Origin of the sequence: Pandoraea sp. SD6-2 (assembly GCF_000389825.1) — a bacterium.
GTDB lineage: Bacteria > Pseudomonadota > Gammaproteobacteria > Burkholderiales > Burkholderiaceae > Pandoraea > Pandoraea communis.
Map to the genome: position 1 here is coordinate 522,919 of NZ_KB944423.1, position 16,519 is coordinate 539,437.

The 16,519-nt window shown below is 63.6% G+C and carries 15 protein-coding genes; 6 read left to right on the top strand and 9 right to left on the bottom strand.

The features are described from left to right. Nucleotides 1-11 precede the first annotated feature (11 nt). From C266_RS02460 to C266_RS02480, 5 genes are all read right to left on the bottom strand, one after another. The gene (locus tag C266_RS02460) at nt 12-854 is read right to left on the bottom strand and encodes a spermidine synthase (protein WP_010807482.1); all 843 of its coding nucleotides are present in this window, start codon (nt 852-854) and stop codon (nt 12-14) included. A gap of 105 nt (nt 855-959) precedes the next feature. Beyond that, nucleotides 960-1,487 (bottom strand): DNA-deoxyinosine glycosylase, encoded by a 528-nt coding sequence (locus C266_RS02465; protein ID WP_010807483.1) that lies wholly within the window; start codon nt 1,485-1,487, stop codon nt 960-962. Between the two features lie 5 nt (nt 1,488-1,492). Continuing rightward, nucleotides 1,493-2,089: a chorismate lyase gene (locus C266_RS02470; protein ID WP_010807484.1), complete on the bottom strand. Its 597-nt coding sequence runs from the start codon at nt 2,087-2,089 to the stop codon at nt 1,493-1,495. Between the two features lie 165 nt (nt 2,090-2,254). Continuing rightward, on the bottom strand, nt 2,255-4,141 hold the full coding sequence (gene htpG / locus C266_RS02475; RefSeq protein ID WP_010807485.1) for a molecular chaperone HtpG: 1,887 nt from the start codon (nt 4,139-4,141) through the stop codon (nt 2,255-2,257). A gap of 255 nt (nt 4,142-4,396) precedes the next feature. After that, a complete protein-coding gene (locus tag C266_RS02480) occupies nt 4,397-5,839 on the bottom strand; it encodes a PLP-dependent aminotransferase family protein (RefSeq protein ID WP_010807486.1) in 1,443 nt (480 codons plus the stop codon). A 190-nt stretch (nt 5,840-6,029) separates the two neighbouring features. Here C266_RS02480 and C266_RS25985 point away from each other — a divergent pair, with 190 nt between their 5' ends. From C266_RS25985 to C266_RS02505, 5 genes are all read left to right on the top strand, one after another. Then, nucleotides 6,030-6,395, top strand: coding sequence for a DUF2917 domain-containing protein (locus C266_RS25985; RefSeq protein WP_010807487.1), 366 nt, complete (start codon nt 6,030-6,032; stop codon nt 6,393-6,395). Between the two features lie 74 nt (nt 6,396-6,469). After that, complete coding sequence (locus C266_RS02490) at nt 6,470-7,156, top strand: VOC family protein (protein ID WP_010807488.1); 687 nt, start codon at nt 6,470-6,472, stop codon at nt 7,154-7,156. 85 nt (nt 7,157-7,241) lie between these two features. Then, a complete protein-coding gene (locus C266_RS02495; RefSeq protein WP_010807489.1) occupies nt 7,242-8,138 on the top strand; it encodes a DMT family transporter in 897 nt (298 codons plus the stop codon). A gap of 142 nt (nt 8,139-8,280) precedes the next feature. Further along, nucleotides 8,281-9,471, top strand: a complete 1,191-nt coding sequence (locus C266_RS02500) for a PLP-dependent aminotransferase family protein (RefSeq protein WP_010807490.1) — start codon at nt 8,281-8,283, stop codon at nt 9,469-9,471. Between the two features lie 152 nt (nt 9,472-9,623). After that, nucleotides 9,624-10,079, top strand: coding sequence for a RidA family protein (locus C266_RS02505; RefSeq protein ID WP_010807491.1), 456 nt, complete (start codon nt 9,624-9,626; stop codon nt 10,077-10,079). 127 nt (nt 10,080-10,206) lie between these two features. Here the strand turns inward: C266_RS02505 and C266_RS02510 are convergent, their stop codons facing one another. Next, nucleotides 10,207-11,472 (bottom strand): MFS transporter, encoded by a 1,266-nt coding sequence (locus C266_RS02510; RefSeq protein WP_010807492.1) that lies wholly within the window; start codon nt 11,470-11,472, stop codon nt 10,207-10,209. Nucleotides 11,473-11,603: 131 nt separating this feature from the next. Here C266_RS02510 and C266_RS02515 point away from each other — a divergent pair, with 131 nt between their 5' ends. Beyond that, nucleotides 11,604-12,527, top strand: coding sequence for a LysR substrate-binding domain-containing protein (locus C266_RS02515; protein WP_010807493.1), 924 nt, complete (start codon nt 11,604-11,606; stop codon nt 12,525-12,527). A gap of 7 nt (nt 12,528-12,534) precedes the next feature. Here the strand turns inward: C266_RS02515 and C266_RS02520 are convergent, their stop codons facing one another. From C266_RS02520 to C266_RS02530, 3 genes are all read right to left on the bottom strand, one after another. Further along, the gene (locus C266_RS02520; protein ID WP_010807494.1) at nt 12,535-12,987 is read right to left on the bottom strand and encodes a CopD family protein; all 453 of its coding nucleotides are present in this window, start codon (nt 12,985-12,987) and stop codon (nt 12,535-12,537) included. Nucleotides 12,988-12,999: 12 nt separating this feature from the next. Continuing rightward, nucleotides 13,000-15,336 (bottom strand): DNA topoisomerase IV subunit A, encoded by a 2,337-nt coding sequence (gene parC / locus C266_RS02525; RefSeq protein ID WP_010807495.1) that lies wholly within the window; start codon nt 15,334-15,336, stop codon nt 13,000-13,002. A gap of 264 nt (nt 15,337-15,600) precedes the next feature. After that, nucleotides 15,601-16,515, bottom strand: a complete 915-nt coding sequence (locus C266_RS02530) for a lytic transglycosylase domain-containing protein (protein ID WP_010807496.1) — start codon at nt 16,513-16,515, stop codon at nt 15,601-15,603. Nucleotides 16,516-16,519: the final 4 nt, after the last annotated feature.

The following is a 16,519-nucleotide window of genomic DNA, read 5'->3' on the forward strand; positions in this document are numbered from 1 at the left end:
GCGGGCTGACGTCAGATCGTCAACACCGGGCCACCGTCGCCGTTGGCCGAGCGAAGCTGCTTGACCCAACGCTTGGCCGGCAGGCCCGTGGCGGCTTCCACCACCTTCGCGCGAGCTTCCACGTCCTTCCACTCGACCGACAGCAGCGGGCCGTTGAACGCCAGCACGATGACATTGCCGTCGTGCACTTCCGGGAATTCGATCACGCGGTTATCGAAAGCCTGACGCAGACGACGGATGTTCTTCGGATAGCTGTCGTGATCTCCGAACAGGTTCATCGTCAGCATGCCCGGCTCACGCAGCGTGGCACGGCAAGCCTTGTAGAACGCAGGCGTGTCGTGCACCGGGCCGCGTGCGGTCGCATCGTAGAGGTCGACTTGCAGCACGTCGAGCGCGCCGTGATTCGCCGGATCGGTGACGAAATCCCACGCGTCCGCTTCCACCACCTTCAGATAACGCGAGTCGTCGGGCAGGCTGAACATCGTGCGCGCGGCGACAACCACGGCCGGGTTCAGTTCAACGGCCGTGACCTGCGTGCGCGGGAAATGCTGGTGCGAAAACTTGGTGATCGAGCCCGTGCCGAGACCCAGTTGCACCACATGCTTCGGCGCGCGCATGAACAGCAACCATGCCATCATCTGCTGCGCATATTCCAGCTCGATACGGTCGGGCTTGGACAGACGCATCGCCCCTTGCACCCACTCCGTGCCGAAATGCAGGTAACGCACGCCACCCAGTTCAGAGAATGTCACCGGCGCGAAGCGCGGCTTATAAGCGGGACGGGGAGCACGCGTGGTGCGCTCGTCGCTGACGAACGCTTCGGCTTCGATGGATTTGCGTTTGATGAGGGTCATGTGTCCTTCTGTGAAACTCGGGAAATTCCGATGGGTTCGCATTGTACCGGGTTCGCGCAAGACAGCCGTCAGGCCTGCCGTATCGCCACCGGCCGCCCTGCGGATTCAGGCAGACGCCTTCGTCCCCAGCCAGTCGCGCAATGCGAGCCACGCGTCACGTTTCGTCGCATACGGAATCGTATAGGCCGGACTGCTCGACGGCAGCAGCACTACCGGCATCGTCACGCGGCTTTGTGCCAACGCGCGCTGCCCGATACGGGCTGCCGTTCCGCCGTTGAATGCCACGGCACGCAGCGACGGCAACGTGGCGATCAGGCCCGCGAGATCGCTGCCGGCATGCAAGCGTATGTTGCTGTCGAGACTGCCTTCGCGGCGCGCCTCCGCCACCACATCCCACAGTCCGACGCCGTGCGTGCGCAGCATCGCCAGCCGCGCGGCATAGGGCAGTGACGGCAACGGCTCACCGATCACCTCGCCTACCAGATGCCAGAAGCGATTCTGCGGATGCGCGTAGTACTGCTGGTGCGCGAGCGACACCTCGCCGGGCAGGCTGCCGAGAACAAGCACGCGCGTCTGCGCGTCCGCCACGGGCGGAAAATTGCGCTTGAGATCAGGGGTGGGAGACGTCGCCATGGCATTCAGTCGTGCGCCGGCACACCGTGCGCAGCCTGCAGACGCCGCCAGAATCGCGGCAGGAACGCTTCGGTCACCAGCAGCGGCGCCCCGTGCCGCACGAACACCGAGCGGCGCGCCCACAGCCGCGCGTGCGGCGTTGCGCCAACGAGCGGATCGCGGGCGTCGTGCCGCGCACGGCCATGCAGCAAATGGCGCGGCCCCAACGGGCTCGACACCAGCATGGAACGCATGACCGCAGGGTCGTGATAGAGCAGATCGGCCAGCGGACGCGTACGCAGACGACGCATCGCCTGCCAGATCGAACGGCTATACGTGAGCGGCGTGACGCTGTGCGCCACGACCACGGGCTCGTCATCGATCAGCAGGATGACATCGCGAGCCCACATCGGCGTACGCAACGGCACGCCGATGGCGCGGCACTGGTCGGCGTCGGCGGGCATCACCCGTTCTGCCACGACGCGCACACTCACCCGGCCAAGTGCCGACAAATGGCGTGTGAGCGCACCGCCCCGGGTCAGCCAGTCCTTATGACGACGCGAGAGCGCCGGTGCCGGGACAGCCTGCCAGCGCCGCCCGCCTACATCGAATCGAAAAGTCATGGCTCGGCATTATAAAGGCGCTGCGCGACGGCGTGCCGTGCACAAAACGGCCGCCCCCCGACGCGGGAAATCCACTGCGACCCGGCCAGCAGGAGGTTCACCGAAAATACAAAGGCCCCCGCGACATGTCGACGCGGGGGCCTTTGAACTACGCGATGATTGCGATTAACGTGCGGCGAGCAGCAGCGCGTTGGTACGCTTCACAAACGCGGCCGGATCTTCGAGGCTGCCGCCTTCGGCAAGCAACGCCTGATCGAACAGCAGTTCGGTCCAGTCGGAGAGATCGGCGCTATCCGCCTTGAGGCGCTGAATCAGCGCATGCTCCGGGTTGATTTCGAGAATCGGACGGAATTCCGGCATCTTCTGCCCGGCCGCCTTCATCAAACGCTGGAGCGTGCCGCTCATATCGTTCTCGTCCGACACCAGGCACGACGGCGAATCGGTCAGACGGAACGTCACGCGCACGTCCTTAGCCTTATCGCCGAGCACTTCCTTCATCTTCTCGACAAGCGGCTTGAGGTCGTCGCTGGTCTTTTCCTGTGCCGCTTTCTCGCCGGCATCCTCGAGCGCGCCCAGATCCAGATCGCCACGCGCCACGCTCACGAGTGCCTTACCGTCGAACTCATGCACGTACGAGAGCATCCATTCGTCCACGCGATCGGTGAGCAGCAGCACTTCCACGCCCTTCTTGCGGAAGACTTCCAGATGCGGACTGTGGCTTGCCGCCACCCAGCTTTCGGCCGTGACGTAGTAGATCTTGTCCTGACCTGCTTTCATCCGGCTGACGTAGTCGGCCAACGATACGCTTTGCTCGGCCGAGTCGTTATGTGTGCTGGCAAAACGCAGCAGCTTGGCAATGCGCTCTCGGTTTGCATGATCTTCGCCCGTGCCTTCCTTGAGCACCTGACCGAACGCGCCCCAGAACTGCGTGTACTTGTCTTGCTGGTTCTCTGCCAGGTCTTCGAGCAGACTGAGCACGCGCTTCGCACAGCCTTCCCGGATCGCCTTCACATCGCGGCTTTCCTGCAAGATTTCGCGCGAGACGTTCAGCGGCAGATCGGCCGAGTCCACCACCCCGCGCACGAAGCGCAGATAGTTCGGCAGCAGTTGATCCGCGTCGTCCATGATGAACACGCGCTTGACGTACAGCTTCAGGCCGCCTTGCGAATTGCGATCCCACAGATCGTAAGGGGCGTGGCCCGGCACATACAGCAATTGCGTATATTCGCTGCGGCCTTCGACACGGTTGTGCGTCCAGGCCAGCGGGGCCTGCATGTCGTGAGCGATGTGCTGGTAGAACTGCGTGTACTGCTCGTCGCTGATCTCGCTCTTGCTGCGTGTCCACAGCGCGCTTGCCTGATTGACGGTCTCATCCGTCTCGGCGGGCACCATCTCCTTCTTCTCTTCGTCCCACGTCTCGCCGCGCATGACGATCGGCAGCGAAATGTGATCGGAATACTTGCGGATGATCGATTGAAGTTGCCACGACGAGAGCAGTTCGTCTTCGCCTTCGCGCAGGTGCAGCGTGATGGCCGTGCCGCGCGGGGCACGCTCGATGGTCTCGACTGAGAAGTCGCCCTCGCCGGTCGACGACCAGCGCACGCCTTCCGACGCCGGCAAACCGGCGCGGCGCGATTCGACCGTCATACGGTCGGCGACGATGAAGCCCGAGTAGAAGCCCACGCCGAACTGGCCGATGAGCGCGGCGTCCTTCTGCTGATCGCCCGACAGGCGCGAGAAGAACTCCTTGGTGCCGGACTTGGCGATCGTGCCGAGATGCGAGATCGCTTCCTCGCGGCTCATGCCGATGCCGTTGTCCTCGATGGTGACGGTGCGGGCGTTCTTGTCGAACGACACGCGAATCTTGAGTTCCGGATCCTGCTCGTACAGCGCAGCGTTGTTGATGGCCTCGAAGCGAAGCTTGTCAGCGGCGTCCGACGCGTTGGAGATCAATTCGCGCAGGAAGATTTCCTTGTTGCTGTACAGCGAATGAATCATCAGTTGCAGAAGCTGTTTGACTTCTGCCTGAAAGCTCATGGTTTCTTGCGCCATGGTCGGGAACCCTCATGAATCGGTGAGATGAATGGAATATCGACGCTGACCGCCGCCCGGCGCACTTGCGCGCGCGCTGCCAAAACGACGGTACAGATCGGAACATAGGGACAGGCAGCCGGCATTTCAAGGCCGCCAGCAGGGTTATTTCGGTGCGAGTTGCGCGAAGATACGGAAAATTGCAGCGGGCCCCGTCGGAATCCGGGGCTGTCGGGGCCATCCGCCAGGCCGGCCGGCGGGCCGTCTTCCGACCGTTCAGGCGGCCAGTTCGAGCTGTCGCGAGAGGAATGTCAGCATGGCGGGATCGCTGGAGCAGGCGACGTTCATACGCATCCACGTACTCGGCGTCTGACGCGGCGAGAACAATGCCCCCGGCGCAAACAGGAAACCCGCTTCGTGCCCGGCAGCGGCCACCGCACTGGTATCGACGCCCGTGTCGACCCAGAGGAACATGCCGGAGGTCGGATCGCCGAACATACGCAGGCCGATGCGCTCGAGATGCCGCCGCGTGTTGTCGCGCACGTCGTCGAGACGCGAGCGCAACCGCTCCACGTGACGCCGGTAATGCCCCTCGGTGAGCGCCTTGTAGACGATCCGTTCGTTGATCTCCGGGGTGGTCGACCCCGACAGCATCTTGTGATCGATGAAGGTCTTCGCCAACTCGGGGGAACACGCCACGAACGCCACGCGCAGATTCGCGGCAAGGGTCTTCGAGAAGCTGCCCAGGTAGATCACTCGCTTGAGCTGATCGAGGCTCGCCAGACGCGCCACTTGCTGGTGCGGCGGGCACAGGTCGCAGTAGATGTCGTCTTCGAGCACCATGAAGTCGTACTGCTCCGCCAGACGCAGAATCTGGAAAGCGCGCGCCGGCGTCAGCGACGTGCCGGTCGGATTCTGAAGAATCGAATTGATGATCAGCAACTTGGGGCGATGCTGCTGCACCAGACGCTCCAGTGCCTGCATATCCATCCCGTCCGGCGTGTACGGCACGCCAACGGTATGGGCGTCTTGCGACGCAATGCGGCCGAACATCACGAACCAGGCCGGATCTCCCACCAGCACGGTATCGCCCGCGCGCACGTACAGACGCAGCAGAAAATCCACCGCCTGCGTAATGCCGGACGTCAGCACGATCTGCTCGGGCCGTGCGCCGATTTCGAGTTCCGCGAGTTGCGTTTGAAGTTGAACACGCAACGGCAGGAAGCCGTGCGGATTGCCGGTTTGCAGCAGATGCGCACTCGACTGACGGCTCATGGAACGCATGGCCGACGTCATCATGTCGGCGTCGAGCCAGCCCGGCGGCAGATAGCCCATGCCGGGACCGCGCTCCGGCGCCACCGAGTGCAGCATGCTGCGCACGAGCCAGGCCACGTCGATGGGGCCCTTTGCCACCATCGGTACAGCGGCGTTCTGCGGCGGCATCACGGGCCGCTCACGCACGTAGAACCCCGAACCGCGGCGTGCCTCGAGATACCCCTGCGCAACCAGCCGCTCGTACGCCTCGACGACAGAAAAGCGCGACACGCGTTTGTCTTCCGCGAGCGAGCGGATCGACGGCATGCGCATGCCCGGCAGAAATACTCGCTCCTCGATGCGCAGACTCGCCCAGTGCACGAGCTGGTCGACGAGCGTCATGCGTGCGGTGTCGAGCGCGGCGTTGTCCGCCAGCGCCAACGGAGAAATATGGTTCGTCGTCATCGTCTGTCCACCTCTGCCCGGCTGACGGCAACTCACTACCGAAGTGTCTGCCCATTGCCGCTCATGGCTCGCCACTCTACGCCAGCCAAATTCCCTGTCAATCCCGAACTGTACCGAAAATTTCATTGACATCTGTACCGGTACTGTACCGGAGTTAAACGATAAAGTGTCTCCTCAACTGGAGACCGCTATGCGTGAAATCCGACTCTTCGAACTGGACCGGGAACGGACTGTCTTCTGGCAGAGTCCGGCTGCCGAGTTGCCACAATCGCTTCAGGTGCTGCAGGGCGTGTTGTGGCTGACCGTGGAAGGCGAGCCCGCCGACCACTGGCTGCGGGCCGGCGAGAGCTTCGAGATTCGCCACGGTCAGCGGGTGTGGCTCGGCACATGGCAGGATGGCGTGCGCCTGCGCGTGAGTCAGCCGGCGAAGACGTTCTCGCCGCTGGCCGACAAGCCGGCCCGTCGTGCGGGCGGACGCCTCGGCTGGCGCCTCGCATTGCGCGATCTGGCGGCGCGTGTGGCCAATCGGACGGTGGCGCGGCTCTCGCGCGGATGAATCGATGACCCGTTAAAGGCACAAGGCGACGAACGACGCGGAGTAAGCTATCGGTTTTATCGCCCGAACCCACTATGTCTGCACCTCACGCCCTGAAACTGGATCATCTCGTCGTTGCCGCGCAAACGCTGGAGGCGGGCGAAGCCCATGTCATCGAGCAACTCGGCCTGACGGACGTTGTGCCACAGCGTGGCGGCAAGCACGCACGCATGGGCACGCATAACAGTTTGCTGGGGCTGTGGGGCGGCGCCTATCTGGAGATCATCGCCATCGATCCGGACGCCCCGCCGCCCAGCCGTGCGCGCTGGTTCGGGCTCGACGACGAGGCCGTTCAGGCCCGTCTCGCCCGTGGACCGTATCTGGCGCATTGGGTGGCCCGGGTGGATCGTCCGCGCTCGCTGCCGCGCTGGCAGGCGCAATATCCGCAGCGGCTGGCGCCGGTCATCGAAATGCAACGCGGCGCGCTGACCTGGCAGATCGGCGTACCCGACGACGGCAGCCTGCCCGCGTGGCAAGGCGCCGGACACGGTGTACTGCCGACGCTGATCCAATGGGACTCCCCGCAGCACCCGGCCGACATGCTGCCCAGCGCCGATTGTGCCGTCACGTTATTGCGCGGCTTCCATCCGCAGGCGGCAGCGATCAATGAACAATTGCAATGGCTTGGCGCGGACACCCTCGTCAATGTCGAAGCCACACTGGTCGAGCCGTCACTCGCTGCAGAAATCGATACGCCCGAAGGGCCGCGCACGCTGCGCTAGGGCCGGGCAACACCCAGTGACACCGAGCGCCCGGCACAATGCCTGCCGGGCGGACAACCGAGAACGAGATACACGAGGCAACACCATGAATTCGCGCGAATCCCGGGGCATGCTGATCGGGCTGATCGGCGTGCTGATCTTCAGTCTGACGTTGCCGATGACGCGTATCGTCGTCGCGGAAGTCAATCCACTGCTCAACGGACTGGGACGTGCGCTGGTTGCCGCCGTTTTCGCGGGCGCCCTGCTCTGGTGGCGCCGGGAACCGTGGCCCACGCTGCCGCAACTCAAGAGTCTTGCCATCACCTCGCTGGGCGTGATCGTCGCGTTCCCCGTGTTCTCTGCATGGGCGATGCAGACGATTCCGGCGTCGCACGGCGCGGTGGTCAACGGCTTGCAGCCGTTTTTCGTCGCGATTTACGCCTATTGGCTCGGCGGTGAACGGCCGTCACGCGGCTTCTGGGTCTTTGCGCTCGCTGGCAGCGCGCTGGTGATTGCGTTCGCACTGCGCGCCGGAGGCGGCAGTCTGCACGCGGCCGACGGCCTGATGCTGCTCGCCGTGGTGATCGGCGCCCTCGGGTATGCCGAAGGCGGCAAGCTCGCCCGCGAGATGGGTGGCTGGCAGGTGATCTGCTGGGCGCTCGTGGTGTGTGCGCCGGTGCTGGTGCTGCCGGTGGGCTGGCTCGCGTGGCAGCAACCGTGGCCTGTGAGCGGCAAAGCCTGGGGCGCGTTTGCCTACGTCACCCTCTTCTCTCAATTCATCGGCTTTTTCGCTTGGTATGCCGGTCTCGCCATGGGCGGGATCGCGCGCGTGGGCCAAGTACAATTGCTTCAGATTTTCTTCACGATTGCGCTGTCCGCCCTCTTTTTCGGCGAACAGGTCGACACGGCAACGTGGCTGTTCGCCGCCGGCGTCGTACTGACCATCGCACTCGGCAAAAACATGAAGATCGGCGCCTCGCGACTCACGAGCAAACCGGTCTGAAGGCACGTCGCGGTGCATGTGATCCCTGCACCGCGGCGCGTCTGCCCCCCCGGCGTTTGCGCTTGCCCCCACGTGCCCGGCACGCGCAACGCCCGATACTCGCGGCCGCTCAGAAAGGCCGCATCCTCAAAGCGAGACCATCATGCATGATTGGCAATATTCCGAACGTGCCCGCAATCTGACCAGCTCGGCCATTCGCGAAATTCTGAAGGTCACCGAACGCCCCGAAGTCATTTCGTTCGCCGGCGGCCTGCCCTCCCCCGCCACCTTCCCCATCGCCCAAATGCGTGCCGCTGCCGAGCGCGTACTGACCGAATCGCCGCAGGCTGCGCTGCAATACAGCCCCACCGAAGGCTTCGCGCCGCTGCGTGAGTGGATCGCCAAGCGTTACTCGCGCGACGGCCTGACGCTCGTTCCCGAGAACATCCTGATAACGACGGGCTCGCAACAAGGCCTCGACCTCATCGGCAAGATCTTCATCGATGAAGGTAGCCGCGTACTGGTGGAAGCGCCGAGCTATCTGGGCGCGCTGCAATCATTCTCGCTGTTCGCGCCGAAGTACGTGCCGGTGCCGACCGACGACCAAGGCCTGCTGCCCGAAGCGCTCACGCCCGAGATCGTCGATGGCGCACGCTTTCTGTACGCCATGCCGAACTTCCAGAACCCGACCGGGCGCCGTTTGTCCATGGCGCGCCGCGAGGCGCTGGCCGCCGTTGCCAAGCGGGCCGGCCTGGCGATCATCGAGGACGATCCGTACGGCGAACTCGACTACGAAGGACAGCGTCTGCCCAGTCTCATGTCGCTCGCCCCTGAGCACGTGCTGTATATGGGTTCGTTCTCGAAGGTCCTCGCGCCGGGATTGCGGCTCGGCTTCATCATCGGCCCGCAGGCCGTGATTTCCAAGCTCGTGCAGGCCAAACAGGCCGCCGATCTGCACACGCCGGGCCTCACGCAACGCATCGTGTACGAAGTGGTGAAAGACGGCTTCCTCGATACGCACATCCCGTCGATCCGCAAGCTCTACGCGGCACAGGCCAAGGCGATGCTCGCCTCGCTGGCGAAGCATATGCCGGCTGACGCCACCTGGACGACGCCGGCAGGCGGAATGTTCATCTGGTTGACATTGCCCGCCGGCATCGACACCATGCAGTTGCTGGACAAAGCGATTGCGCAGAATGTGGCGTTCGTGCCCGGCGCGCCTTTCTACGTCGGCACGCCGCAATCGAATACGCTGCGGCTGTCGTTTGTCACCGTGCCGCCCGAGAAGATCGAGGCGGGCGTTGCGCGCCTTGGCGCCCTCGTCGCCGAAGCGCTCACGCGTCGCGCCGCCTGAATCGTCTGCCCAGCGCGTCTTATCTGCCGGCCTGAAGGGAATTCGGGCCGGTGATCGACGGCGCGTCTGGCGCAAGTCGCCGCACCAGCCTCATACCGACCTGTCCGACCGATCGATCGGTCCGATTCAACGCATCTGCAAGGAAGCCGTACATGTCCGTCTACGACAAACTGAAGCAACTGGGTATTGAACTGCCGAGCGCCGGCGCCCCTGCGGCCGCCTACGTGATGAGCGCACAAACCGGCAATACCGTATTCCTCTCGGGCCATCTGCCCAAGAAGGACGGCAAGGTCTGGACCGGCAAGCTCGGCAAAGACGTCAGCGTCGACGAGGGTAAGGCTGCCGCCCGTGCCGTCGCCATCGAGCTGATCGCCACGCTGCACGCCCACACGGGCGACCTGAACAAGGTCAAGCGCGTTGTGAAGCTGATGAGCCTCGTCAACTCGACGCAGGAATTCACCGATCAGCATCTGGTCACGAACGGCGCATCGGAACTGATCGCGGAAGTGTTCGGCGACGCCGGCAAGCATGCGCGTTCGGCCTTTGGCGTCGCGCAGATTCCGCTGGGCGCGTGCGTCGAGATCGAGTTGATCGCCGAACTCGCGTAACGACAGCGCCGTGTGAGATGCGCCGCGTCGCGGCCATCCTCGCACACCCAATGACAACAGCCACCCTCGGGTGGCTGTTGTTTTGTGGGCGCTCGGGGATGTGCGGCGTGTGCGTTGTCCGCGTAGATCAGCGCGGCTGACCGCTGCCGTAAGCGCGGCGCATGGCCATCGCAACGGCAAGCGACAACACCACCGCTACGGCGAGCAACGCCACGACACCCTGCCAGCCATGCGACTTGAGCATCACGCCAGAGTAACTGCCCAAGAGGCTCGAGCCCAGATAGTAGAAGAACAGGTACAGTGCCGAGGCAATCGCCCGCCCTTCCGTTGCGCGGCGTCCCACCCAACTGCTGGCCACGGTATGCGCGCCGAAGAAGCCGAACGTGAAAATCGCCAAGCCGATCACCACCCCCAACACCTGTGAGGAGAGCATGGTGATGAGTCCCACGAAGGCCAACGCCACCAGCACCCACAACAGGCGGGGGCGGCCCACGCGATCCGACAGCGGCCCGGCGATGAACGAGCCGACCACGCCGATGAGATACATCGTGAAGATCGCGCCGATCGCGGCATGCGGCAAATGGAACGGCGATGCCGACAGATGGAAGCCCAGATAGTTGTAGACACTGACAAAGCTGCCCATCATCAGCCCGGCGAACAAGTACAGCCCCAACAGCGCCGGATCGCCCAGATGGCGACGTGCATGGCCGAGGGCGTCGCGCACGGTCATATGACGCGGGGTAAAGCGGCGCGAATGCGGCAGGCTGCGAGCGAACTCCAGCCCCATCGCCAGACACACCAGCCCGATCACCGCGACCGACACGCGCCACGAGAACATGTCCGCCACGAATGCGGCAAGCACGCGTCCGGCCATGCCGCCGAGGATGTTGCCCCCGATGTACAGCCCCATCGACATGCCAAGCGATCGCTGATCGATTTCCTCGCTCAGATACGCCATCGCAATTGCCGGCAATCCGGAGAGCGCCAACCCTTTGAGAGCACCGAGAATCACAAGCGTCTCGAAGTTGGTGGAGAACGCACTCGCGAGCGTCAGCACCGACGAGCTAAGCAGCGCAATCGTCATCATCCGCTTGCGGCTCACGCGATCTGCCGCAACGCACGTGACGAGCAAACCCAGTGCCATCATCATCGTGGCGGCCGACACCGACCAGCTCGCTTGCGCTGGCGTGATGCCGAACGTGGTGGTCAACAGCGGTAGCAGCGACTGCATGCAATACAACTGCGCAAACGTCGAAAAACCACCGAAAAAGAGCGCTCGGCTGATGACGGCATATTCGCGCGTGCCGCGTGCAACACCTGCCGGGAGCTTGGATGCCGGCACGCTACCGGCCGGTACGCCGCTGGGAAGAGGAAGGGAGTTCGTTGATGCCATGATGCTGGCTCGCCTCGTGCGAACCAAGGATGAAAGGTATGGAACCAATGATAAGTTTGCCGTTACCCCACGTCCAATATATATTTAAGCGATATTTCCATATATAAAACAGATCAATCGAGGCTCGACGTATGGAACTGCGCCATCTCCGCTACTTCGTCGCCGTTGCTGAAGAGTTGCATTTCAGCCGCGCGGCGCAAAAACTCAATATTGGGCAGCCGCCGCTCTCGATGCAGATTCGTGCATTGGAGGAAGCGCTTGGCGTACCGCTCTTCGAGCGCTCGCAGCGGCGTGTCTTCCTGACCGCCGCCGGACGCGCGTTTCTCGTGCGAGCGCGTCAGATCCTGGCCGATGCCGCCGCAGCCCGTCTGGAGGTGCAGCAAATTGCGGGACTCGACGCCGGAGAATTGCGCATCGCGTTCACAACCTCCGCACCGATGACGAATCTGATGAAACGCGTGCTCACCGGCTATCGGCAGCGGTATCCACGTGTGACGTTGACACTGAGCGAATCCCCGTCGGAACGCCAGCGGGACGCGCTCGCCGAGCGCACGCTCGACATTGGCCTATTGCGTCAGGCGGACAACGCCCCCCCGGTGGCGGGATTGAGTTTCGAGACGTTGATCGATGAAGCGCTGGTTGTGGTTCTGCATCAGGGGCATGCGCTATCCGGCCGTACTAGCGTATCCATTGCAGATCTGGCCAACGAAGCGTTCATCATGCATCCGCACGATGTCGGTACCGCCGTCGACGGAAAAATCCAGCAGATGTGCGAGCGCGCGGGGTTTACGCCACGCGTGGTGCAGGAAGCGCGCGAGTCGACAACCATCGTCGCGCTCGCGGCAAGCGGGCTGGGTGTTGCCGTGCTCCCCGCCGCCGTGCGATGCATTCAGATCGAGGGGGCGTGCTTCATGGACCTCAGTGAGCCCGATGCCCACACGCCCCTGCTGGTGGCCAAGCGCCGCGACGACGCCAGCCCCTTAGTGCTGGCGTTTGTCGCGATGTGCCACGAAGTGGCAGGTAGTCTTCACGAGACAAGCCGGCCAGCCGGCTGACCCGCGATCAGCCGCGCAGAGAAGCTGCCAGACCGATAACGACGACGCCCAACACGAGGTTGAGGATCACCAGCCGGCGGATGCGGTTCACCGCAGCCGCACCGTCAGGCCACGACTGCGCCTGCACCGCACGTTGCAAACGCGGGAACAGGGCAAAGCGGACGTGACCGAAGATGAGCATCATCAGTACGCCGATGCCTGCCATCGCGTGCACGGGCCAACGGGCGTACGAACCGCCCATCGCAAGCATCATGTGACCGCCCGACAGCAGGATCACCACGATGGCCACGCTCACCCATGTGAAAAATCGCGTGAGCGCCGCCTCCCACAACGGCAGGCGTTGCTGCGGCGAGAGTTCGGACGACGCTGGCCGCAAACAGGCCAGCGCAAAGAACATCCCCCCGATCCAGACGGCAACGCTGACCAGATGCAAGAAAAGGCTGAAGGCATAAACGCTCATGCATGACTCCCGTCAGGATGCCGAGGGCGCGGCCGGCAACACCGGCTCGAGCGAACGTGGCTTGAATGTGGCGAACTTGACCGCTGGCGAGCGCCCCTTGCGGGCGCGCTTGCCGATGTTCGGCGCCAGAGATGCGCCCGAGAGCGTCTCGGACTGCACCTTGCCGCCGCGAACTTCGCCGTACACCGTGACACCGGCTTGGCTGATGGGCACAGCCGACACCAGCGTCTGCTTGTCTTCGAGACCGATCAGCGTGACACCGCGTCCGCCGCCCGTGAGCGACTTCATCTCGTCCATGCCAAACACAAGCAGACGGCCGTCACTCGACAGACAGGCTACTGCGCTCGCCCCCTGCCAGATTGGCGTCGGCGCCAGCGGCTCAGCGCCGTCGTCAATGGTCATGAACGATTTGCCGGCCTTCACACGGCTGACCATGTCGCCCAGCTTCGTCGTGAAACCGAAACCCGCCGAGGTGGCCAGCAACAGTTGCTGATCGCCCGATGCCGCGTAGTAGTGCAGCAACCGCGAACCCGATTCCAGTTCGATCAGCGACGTGAGCGGCACACCATCGCCGCGCCCGCCCGGCAATTGCGCCACGGCCACCGAATAGACGCGGCCATTGCTGCCCCAGGCAATCAGCGGATCGACGGTGCGGCATTCGAAGGCACCGTACAGGGCGTCGCCCTGCTTGAACGAGAAGCCTTGTGCATCCAGGCCGTGGCCCTTCAAGGCGCGCACCCAGCCCTTGGCAGACACCACGACCGTGACCGGCTCATCGACCACGCGGGCCTCGGCGACGGCGCGCTTTTCTTCCTGAATCAGCGTACGGCGATCGTCGCCGAACTGCTTCGCGTCGGTTTCGATTTCCTTGATGATCAATCGCTTCATCGTGCTGTCGTTGGCAAGCAACTCTTCGAGCTTTGCCTTCTCGTCGCGCAACGAGGCCAGTTCCTGCTCGATCTTGATCGCTTCGAGACGCGCCAACTGACGCAGCCGGATTTCCAGAATGTCTTCCGCCTGCCGCTCGCTCAACTTGAACGCGCTCATCAGCGCGGCTTTCGGCTCGTCCGACTCGCGAATGATACGAATGACCTCGTCGATATTCAGGAAGACGATCATCCGGCCTTCAAGAATATGAATTCGGTCATTGACCTTGCCCAGACGATGGCGCGAGCGGCGCGTCACCGTCTCGAAGCGGAATCCGATCCACTCGGTGATGATGTCGCGCAACGACTTCTGCGCCGGGCGGCCATCGGCGCCCACCATGACGAGGTTGACCGAGGCGCTCGACTCCAGGCTCGTGTGCGCCAGGAGCATCGTGACGAATTCCTGCTGGTCGATGCGGCTCGACTTCGGCTCGAACACCAGCCGCACGGGCGCGTCTTTGCCCGATTCGTCGCGAACCGTGTCGAGCATGCCGAGCACCGACTGCTTGAGGTTCTGCTGCTCCGGCGTAAGCGTCTTCTTGCCGAGCTTGATCTTCGGATTGGTGATTTCCTCGATTTCCTCGAGCACCTTCTGACCCGAAGTGTTCGGCGGCAGCTCGTACACGACGGCTTGCCACTGGCCGCGGGCCATCTCTTCGATCTTCCAGCGCGCACGCATCTTGAGACTGCCACGGCCGCTCTCGTAGGCGGCGCGGATCTCCGCAGCGCTCGAAATCAACTGACCGCCGCCCGGGAAGTCCGGGCCCTGCACGTACGTCATCAACTCGGCATCGTCGAGCTTCGGGTTGCGGATCAACGCAACCGCCGCCGACGCGACTTCACGTAAATTGTGCGACGGGATTTCGGTCGCCAGCCCCACAGCAATCCCCGAGGCCCCATTGAGCAGCACGAATGGCAGGCGGGCGGGCAACAGACGCGGCTCTTCTGTCGAGCCATCGTAGTTCGGCACGAAGTCCACGGTGCCCGCATCGATTTCGTCGAGCAGCAGTTTCGCGATCGGCGTCAGACGCGCTTCGGTGTAACGCATGGCTGCCGCACCATCGCCGTCGCGCGAGCCAAAGTTGCCCTGGCCGTCGATGAGCGGGTAGCGCATCGAGAAATCCTGCGCAAGACGCACCAACGCGTCATAGGCGGACTGGTCGCCGTGCGGGTGAAACTTGCCGAGCACGTCGCCGACCACACGCGCCGACTTCACCGGCTTGGCGTCGGCCGCAAGGCCCATTTCGTTCATCGCGAACAGAATCCGGCGCTGCACCGGCTTCTGGCCATCGCAGACGTCCGGCAGTGCACGGCCTTTAACCACGCTAATTGCGTAGTCCAGATAAGCGCGCTCGGCATAGGCGCCAAGCGTCAGCGTGTCGTCATCCGACGGTTGCGTAAAGAGATCTTCTACTTGTTCCATAAAACCTGTGGGTTTGCTGCGAACGTTTGACGAGAGTTCGGGTGGACGTTGACCGCGAGATCATACCAAGCTCGTCGGCACATTTCGGCAAAAACACGTCCGATTGACAAAGCGAGACGCGATTTCAGCGAGGAAGCGATGGGAATCGGGATGACTCCGCTCACATTTCAGACGAATCCAAGCATCGAGACCGTGGAATCGACATGCGGCAACACAGCCATCGCGCCCGCGAACCTCCGGTGGCAAAGTCGGTGGAATGGTGCTTCAGTCGGTCGGCAGCGCGGAAGATAGTACCTTGGGCGCCGAGTCACGCACCGACGCGTTCGGCAGGGTAGCGGGCACGACAGGAAGGCCGGACGGCGCACCGAGAATGACGTGAATGCGGCCGTTGCGCGAGCCGCTCACGCGAGCGCGGCCGACTTGTCCCACGTCGCCGCTGGCCCGTATCACACCACTGCCGGGCGCGGCGTTCGACGCCTCGGGATTGAAACGTCGATAGAGTTCGAGCACGGCAGCCACGTAGTCGCGCGTCTCCGCGTAAGGCGGGATCTGATCGGCGTGACGCGCCACGGCGCCCTCGCCGGCGTTGTACGACGCGAGGACAAGCTCGAGACGATCGGGATAGCGCGCCTGCAGATCGCGCAGATAGCGCGCTCCGGTCAGGACGTTGATATCCGGATCGGCGAGTTTTTCCGCGACCGTGCGCTTCGCGTCGGCACGCACACCGTAACGCTCGCCCGTGGCCGGAAGTACCTGCATCAGACCGACGGCTCCCTTGGGCGACACCGCCGCGCTGTCGAATCCTGACTCTGCCGCAATGACGGCCTTGAGTAACGCAGCGTCCACTTGAAAGCGCTGCGCCGCCTGCGCGATCAGGGGCGCCAGTTTTTTCAGATTGGGGTGACGCGCAAGGGCGTCGTACAGACGCGAGCGATCGGTGCCGCTGACAACGCCGCCCTGCGACGCCCGCAGATCGGCATTCCCGCCCGCTCCGACGACCAAACGGTAACGCGCATCGAGTTTGCGCGCGGCCAGATGGGCGACGCCATTTTCGTCGACGTAACCGTAGAGTTCGGCGTGCGCAAATGGCGTCGCGCCAAGCAGCGCGGCCGCCAGCGCCAGCCCTGCGAACTTGCGCAGAGAGACCTGCCGGCGCAGCGCGCTAAGGCGAAACGTCATCGAG